Origin of the sequence: Streptomyces sp. NRRL F-5755 (genome assembly GCF_001279365.1) — a bacterium.
Lineage (GTDB): Bacteria > Actinomycetota > Actinomycetes > Streptomycetales > Streptomycetaceae > Streptomyces > Streptomyces rimosus.
Genome location: NZ_LGCW01000096.1, coordinates 1 through 7,530, shown reverse-complemented (window position 1 = coordinate 7,530; position 7,530 = coordinate 1). Strand labels below are relative to the sequence as shown.

At 69.8% G+C, this 7,530-nt stretch carries 3 protein-coding genes; 1 reads left to right on the top strand and 2 read right to left on the bottom strand.

What is annotated here, in order from left to right:
* Positions 1-181: 181 nt before the first annotated feature.
* Complete coding sequence (locus ADK86_RS12405; RefSeq protein ID WP_053696639.1) at positions 182-2,071, top strand: AMP-dependent synthetase/ligase; 1,890 nt, start codon at positions 182-184, stop codon at positions 2,069-2,071.
* Positions 2,072-2,186: 115 nt separating this feature from the next.
* Here the strand turns inward: ADK86_RS12405 and ADK86_RS12400 are convergent, their stop codons facing one another.
* Positions 2,187-2,780 carry a response regulator gene (locus ADK86_RS12400; protein ID WP_030602040.1) on the bottom strand — a complete coding sequence of 198 codons (594 nt, stop codon included), beginning with the start codon at positions 2,778-2,780 and terminating at the stop codon, positions 2,187-2,189.
* The gene (locus ADK86_RS12395) at positions 2,777-6,667 is read right to left on the bottom strand and encodes a HAMP domain-containing protein (protein WP_053696638.1); all 3,891 of its coding nucleotides are present in this window, start codon (positions 6,665-6,667) and stop codon (positions 2,777-2,779) included. Before ADK86_RS12395 ends, ADK86_RS12400 begins: the two co-directional genes overlap by 4 nt.
* Positions 6,668-7,530: the final 863 nt, after the last annotated feature.

The following is a 7,530-nucleotide window of genomic DNA, read 5'->3' as shown; positions in this document are numbered from 1 at the left end:
CGCCGGGACTCTCTTCCCACCCGCCCCCGGCCGAAATGTGTACCCGCCAAGCATCGCGCTGGTCACATCCTGAACCAGTCGGTCGCAGCCCCTTACGCCATGGCGCGACGCGTTCTAGTCTGATCACTGCTCGAAGGTTACTCGCGAGTCACCAGCAACGTAGCGGGCCCCGGAGGATGCCGTGACGGACACCCAGACGCTGATCGAGAACCGGCCACCTTCCGTGGCGACCCTCTTCCTGGAGCGTGTCGCAGCCACCCCCGACCACGAGGCGTACCGCTACCCGGTGCCGTCCGCCGCGGGCCGGGGACCCGACGACTGGAAGGTGCTGAGCTGGGCCGATGCGGCCCGGCGGGTGTACGCGGTGGCCGCCGGGCTGATCTCGCTGGGGGTGCGGCCCGAGGAGCGGGTGGCGCTCGCGTCGAGTACGCGCGTCGAGTGGATCCTCACCGACCTCGGCGTGCTGTGTTCCGGCGCGGCCACCACGACCGTCTACCCCAGCACCAACGCGGACGAGACGGCGTTCATCCTCGCCGACTCCGGCAGCCGGGTACTGATCGCCGAGGACGAGGGACAGCTCGCCAAGGCCCGCGAGAAGCGCGCCGAACTGCCGGAGCTGTCGCACGTCGTCGTCATCGAGGAGGCCGACGCGCAAGCCGCCGAGGGGGACCCGGAGGACTGGGTGCTCTCCCTCGCCGAGCTGGAAAAACGCGGCGCGGCGTACCTGGAGAAGCACCCGGAGTGCGTCAAGGAGCAGGTCGCCGCGCTGCGGGCCGACCAGCTCGCGACGCTGATCTACACCTCGGGCACCACCGGCCGCCCCAAGGGCGTACGGCTGCCGCACGACTGCTGGGCCTACATGGCGCGTGCGATCCAGGCGACCGGCCTGGTCACCGAGGACGACGTGCAGTATCTGTGGCTGCCGCTGGCGCACGTCTTCGGGAAGGTGCTGACCGCCGGGCAGATCTCCGTCGGGCATGTGATCGCGGTGGACGGCCGGGTCGACAAGATCATCGAGAATCTGCCGGTGGTCCGGCCGACCTATATGGCGGCCGTGCCGCGGATCTTCGAGAAGGTCTACAACGGCGTGGTGACCAAGGCCCGGGAGGGCGGCGCCGCCAAGTACAAGATCTTCCAGTGGGCGGCGGGCGTGGCCCGCGAGTACGCCAAGGCGTCCCAGGACAACTTCCGGCGCACCGGCAACGCCTCCGTCCCCTTCGCGCTCGGCGCCAAGCACAAGGTCGCCGACGCGCTCGTCTACGCCAAGCTGCGCGAGGCGTTCGGCGGCCGGCTGCGCGCCGCGGTCTCCGGCTCCGCCGCGCTGGCGCCCGAGATCGGCTACTTCTTCGCGGGCGCCGGCATCCACATCCTGGAGGGGTACGGCCTGACCGAGTCCAGCGCGGCGAGCTTCGTGAACCCGGGCGAGGCGTACCGTACGGGCACGGTCGGCAAGCCGCTGCCCGGCACCGAGGTGCGGATCGCCGAGGACGGCGAGGTGCTGCTGCGCGGGCCCGGCATCATGGAGGGCTACCACGGGCTGCCGGAGAAGACGGCCGAGGTGCTGGAGTCGGACGGCTGGTTCCACACCGGCGACATCGGCGAACTGTCCCCGGACGGCTACTTGCGCATCACCGACCGCAAGAAGGACCTGATCAAGACCTCCGGCGGCAAGTACATCGCGCCGGCCGAGGTCGAGGGGCAGTTCAAGGCGGTCTGCCCGTTCGTCTCCAATGTGCTGGTGCACGGCGCCAACCGGAACTTCTGCACCGCGCTGATCGCCCTCGACGAGCCGACGATCATGGGCTGGGCCGCCGAGCACGGGCTCAAGGGCCGGACGTACGCCGAGGTCGTGGGCGCGGAGCAGACCCGCGAGCTGATCGACGGGTACGTGGAGCGGGTCAACGAAGGGCTCCAGCGCTGGCAGCGGATCCGTAAGTTCCGGCTGCTGCCGCGGGACCTGGACATCGAGCACGGCGAGGTGACGCCCAGCCTCAAGATCAAGCGGCCGGTGGTGGAGCGGGCCTTCAAGGACCTGCTGGAGGAGATGTACGAGGGCGCGCGCGAGGCGTGAGGGACGGGCGGCGCGCGCCGGTACGGTCACCGGGAGGCCGGTGACCCTACCGGCGGCGTCGCCTGTCGCTGCCCGGCCCGCCGTCCGGGGCACCGGCCGCCGGCCCGGTGTGCCCCTACCGCCCCCGCCGCAGCGAGCGCACCGACTCCGCCATGCGCGCCACGCTCTCGCTCAGATCGCGCTCGCCGGGGTCGTCGCTGGCGGAGAGGCGGCGCTCGATCTCGGAGATACGGTCCGCCAGTTCGCCCATCCGGGCGTGGTCCTGCTTTATGAGCCGGCGCAACTGCCGGTTCTTGCGGTGCAGATCGAGGAACACATTGACCTTGGCGCGCAGCACCCACGGGTCGAAGGGTTTGGTGAGGTAGTCGGCGGCGCCGGTCGAATAGCCGCGGAAGGCGAAGCCGGAATCGCTTTCCGTCCCGGTCAGGAAAATGATCGGGATGTCTTTCGTCTGGTCGAGACGTTTGATGTTGGAGGCGGTCTCGAAGCCGTCCATGCCGGGCATGAGAATGTCCAGCAGGACGACCGCGAATTCCTGCCGCAGCAGCGCTTTCATCGCCTCTTCTCCGGAGCGGGCCCGGACGAGGGGCTCGCCGAGCGAGCCCAGGACCGCTTCGAGGGCGGCGAGGTTGTCTTCCATGTCGTCGACGAGGAGGATGCCCGCCCGTTCGTCGGTTCCGGCGGCGTCGGTGTCGGATGCATGGGTCATGATGGGCCTTCGGTGCCTTGGGACCTCGAAGAGGTCGCGTCGGGGTCTTGCTTGCCTGATTCACCGCCCGGGGCCGGGGCGCCGGAGTCGTGCCGGGACAGGAGCTCGACGGCCACGGCCAGCAGGCGATCCACGTCGACGGGTTTGGGTACGTATTCGTTGGCTCCGCTCTCCAGGGATTGCTCGCGGTCCCCGGGCATCGCTTTCGCCGTCAGGACGATGACGGGCAGATTCGCGAACCGCGGTGTGCGGCGGATCGCGCGAATGGTTTCGTAGCCGTCCAGCTCCGGCATCATGATGTCCATCAGGACCAGATTGATACCGGGATTCTTCTCCAGCATCGTGATGCCTTCCCGGCCGTGTTCGGCGTAGAGCACCCGCATGCCGACCCGGCTCAGGACGTTCGTGAGAGCGAAGACATTACGGATGTCGTCGTCGACGACCAGGACCTGGCAGCCGGACAGCAGGGGGCCCGAGGGCCCGTTCACCCAGTCCTCCAGCCGGGCGCTGGTCGGCCACGGCGTGTCGTCGCGCGCGACGGGCGGGCCCGAACGCGGGGCGTGGCGCGGCGTCTTCGCCAGGTGCAGGGCGCCGTCCACATCATGCTGCTCGGGGGCGCCGGGCAGGGCGTCGAGCGGTTCGGCGTAACCGGGGCACTCGATGGGGACGTGCAGGGTGAAGACGCTGCCGACGCCGGGGCGGCTGCTTGCGGTGATCCGGCCGCCGAGCAGCCCCGCGATCTCCCGGCTGATCGACAGGCCCAGGCCGGTGCCGCCGTACTTGCGGTTGGTGGTCCCGTCCGCCTGCTGGAACGCCTCGAAGATGACCGGCAGTTTCTCCGGCGCGATGCCGATGCCGGTGTCCGTGACGGTGAAGGCGATCGACCCGTCGCCGGCGCGGTCCACCCGCAGGTCGATCTTCCCGGACGCGGTGAACTTCACCGCGTTGGACAGCAGATTGCGCAGCACCTGCTGGAGGCGCTGCTCGTCGGAGAACAGCTCCTTGGGGACGCTCTCGCTCACCGACACCTCGAAGGCCAGCCCCCGGTCGAGGGTCAGCGGCCGGAAGGTGTCGTGGACGTAGTTGAGCAGCTTGATCAGTGGCAGCCGCTTGGGCCGTACGTCCATCCGGCCCGCCTCGATCTTGGACAGATCGAGGATGTCGTTGATCAGCTGGAGCAGGTCGGACCCGGACCGGTGGATCGTGATCGCGAACTGCACCTCCTGCTCGTTCAGGTGGCCGTCCGGGTTGTCGGCGAGCAGCCGGGCGAGGATGAGCAGCGAGTTGAGCGGGTTGCGCAGCTCGTGCGACATGTTCGCCAGGAACTCGGACTTGTACTGGGACGAGCTGGCCAGCAGCGCGGCCTTCTCCTCCAGCTCCTCGTTCGAGCGCTGCAGCTCCGCCTGGCGCCGCTGGAGCTCGCCGGTGCGCTCCTGGAGCTGGCGGGCCAGCCGCTGGGACTCGCCGAGCAGCGATTCCGTACGGGAGTTGGCGACGATGGTGTTGATGGCCACGCCGATGGTGTTCACGAACTGGTCGAAGAAGGCCAGGTGCACATCGGAGAAGCGGGAGAAGGAGGCCAGTTCGATCACGCCGAGCGTCTGGTCCTCGAAGAGCACCGGGATGATGACGACGGTCGCCGGCTTCGCCTCGCCCAGCCCGGAATTGATCTTGATGTAGTCGGGCGGCGCGTCCTCCACCAGGATGCGCTTCTTCTCCAGCGCGGCCTGGCGCACCAGACCGTGGTCCAAGGAACCGGGCGTGTCGAGCGTGGCGTCCTGGGACGAGCCGTACCCGGCGATGAACGCCAGTTGCAGGTCCTCGCGGTCGGTGTCGGCCAGGAAGAAGGCGCCGTACTGGGCGTTCACCAGCGGCGTCAGCTCCCGCAGGATCAGGTCGGCGACCTCCATCAGGTCCCGGTGGCCCTGCATCAGAGCCGCCAGCCGCGCCAGGTTCGACTCCAGCCAGTCCTTGGCGCGGGTGGTCTCGCGCAGGTTGGAGACCATCAGGTTGATGTTGTCGCGCAGCTCGGCGACCTCGCCCTGGGTCTCGACGGTGACCGTACGGGTCATGTCGCCGGACGCCACCGCGGAGGCCACCTCGGCGATGGCCCGCACCTGGGTGGTGAGGTTGGACGCCAGCTCGTTGACGTTCGTCGTCAGGCGCTTCCAGGTGCCGTACACGCCCTCGACCCGCGCCTGGCCGCCCAGCTGCCCCTCGCTGCCCACCTCGCGGGCGACCCGGGTGACCTCGGACGCGAAGGACGACAGGGTGTCGACCATCGTGTTGAGGGTCGTCTTCAGCTCCAGGATTTCGCCGCGCGCGTCCACGTCGATCTTCTTGGACAGGTCGCCCTGTGCGACGGCGGTGGCCACCAGGGCGATGTTGCGCACCTGGGTGGTCAGGTTGGATGCCATGAAGTTGACGTTGTCGGTGAGGTCCTTCCACACGCCGGAGGCGCCGCGCACCTGGGCCCGGCCGCCGAGGTTGCCTTCGGTGCCGACCTCGCGGGCCACCCGCGTCACCTCGTCGGCGAACGCCCGCAGCTGCTCCACCATCGAGTTGACGGTGTCCTTGAGTTCCAGGATCTCGCCGCGCGCGTCGACCGTGATCTTCTTCGACAGGTCGCCGTCGGCCACCGCGGTGGTCACCTGCGCGATGTTGCGCACCTGGGAGGTGAGGTTGGATGCCATGAAGTTGACGTTGTCGGTCAGGTCCTTCCACACGCCGGAGGCGCCGCGCACCTGGGCCTGCCCGCCGAGGTTGCCTTCGGTGCCGACCTCGCGCGCGACCCGGGTGACCTCGTCGGCGAAGGCGGAGAGCTGGTCGACCATCGTGTTGATCGTCGACTTCACCTCCAGGATCTCGCCCTTCGCCTCCACCGTGATCTTGCGGCCCAGGTCGCCCTCCGCGACCGCCGTCGCCACCAGGGCGATGTTGCGCACCTGGGAGGTGAGGTTGTCGGCCATGAAGTTGACGTTGTCGGTGAGGTCCTTCCAGACGCCCGACACCCCGCGTACGTGGGCCCGGCCGCCGAGGCGCCCTTCGGTGCCGACTTCGCGGGCGACGCGCCCTTCGGTGCCGACTTCGCGGGCGACGCGGGTGACCTCGTCGGCGAAGGCGGAGAGCTGGTCGACCATCGTGTTGACGGTCAGCTTCAGCTCCAGGAGTTCGCCGGCCGCCTCGACCGTCACCTGCCGGGTCAGGTCGCCGCGGGCCACCGCCGTGGTCACCAGCGCGATGTCGCGCACCTGGGCGGTCAGCCTGGCCGCCATGGTGTTGACCGCCTCGGTCACGTCCCGCCAGCTCCCGGACAGCCCGGCCACCTTGGCGCGCCCGCCGAGCCGGCCTTCCGTACCGGACTCGCGGGCCACCCGGGTGACCTCGCCGGTGAACAGCGACAGCTGGTCGACCATACGGTTGACCGCCCGGCCGAGCCGCCGGCGGTCGCCGCGCAGCGGGCGGTTGCCGTCGTGCAGGTCCACCCGCTGGGTCAGATCGCCGCCCGCCACCGCGTCCAGCACCTGGGTGGCCTGGTTCGTCGGGATGACCAGCGCGTCGATGATGGCGTTGGCGGCCTGTACGGAGGTGGCCCAGGTGCCCGGGCCCGGGCTGGCGGACATCCGTTCGTCCAGCCTGCCCTGGCGTACGACCTCCGACCGGAGGCGTAACAGCTCGTCGGACAAGTGCTGGTTGCGAGCGGCTATCTGGTTGAACGCCGCGGTCAGTTCGGCCACCAGACCTTCTTGCGCCATCGGCAGTCGAATCCGGAAATCTCCGGCCGCCATTGACGTCAAGGCAGTCAGAAGTGGTCGCAAGTCGGCCGCGCGGACCACATCACCACTCGACTCCGGGGACACTCGGGGCACTGCCGAATCGACCGCCATGGCTTCCCACTTCAGTAACTCGGTGCTTATGGGTGCGCTCAGTCTGTCACTCTGGGGGTGGCGTATTCGGCGCTATTGCGGAACTGCTCGGGAGTTGCTCAATGCGGACGACAACTTCGTCAGACAGGGACGTCCCGGACCGGGGCGCCGCGGTGGCCCGGGAGTGGCCCCGCCCCTGCGACGGCGCGCCCGGCGGGACGGCGGCCTCCGGCGGCACCCCCACCGGGACCGCCCCGGCGATCACGGCCCGGACGGGTCCGCAGGTCATGACCGAAGCGGCTGCCGACAGACCTCGGGCGGAGCGTTCCGGCGGACTTCTCGACGGGGGCGGGCCGGTGGGTTTCCGCAAGGGAGCGGCCACGAAGGCGGCCGGCCCGACGAATTCGGCCAGGGGAACGGGGGCGGTACGGATGAAGGATTCGGTCACGGACGGGGGAGCGGGGACAGCGGGTGGTGGGGATGGTGGGCCGGAGGGGGCTGTGCCGGAGGGGACCAACCCGGAGAGTGGGGTTCCGGAGGGTGCGGGGCGGAAGGGTGGGAAGCGGGAGGCTGCGGGCCCGGAGGGTGCCGTACGGGGAGGGGGCGCTCGTCAGTCCGGTACCCGTCAGTCCGGCAGCCGTCAGTCCGGCAGCCGGAAGTCTGGTGCCAGTAAGGCGGGCACCAGTAAGTCCGGTGGCCGGAAGCCCGCCGGTTCCGAGGAGGCTGCCGTGCGGGGCGGGGGTGCCCGTAAGTCGGGCGCTCGGAAGTCCGCCGCTCCTCAGGAACCTGGTACGGCGCCGGCCGCCCGGAATCCCGCCGTCCCCAAAGATCCCGCCACCCGGAAACCCGCCGCCCCCGAGGATCCCACCACCCGGGAGACCGTC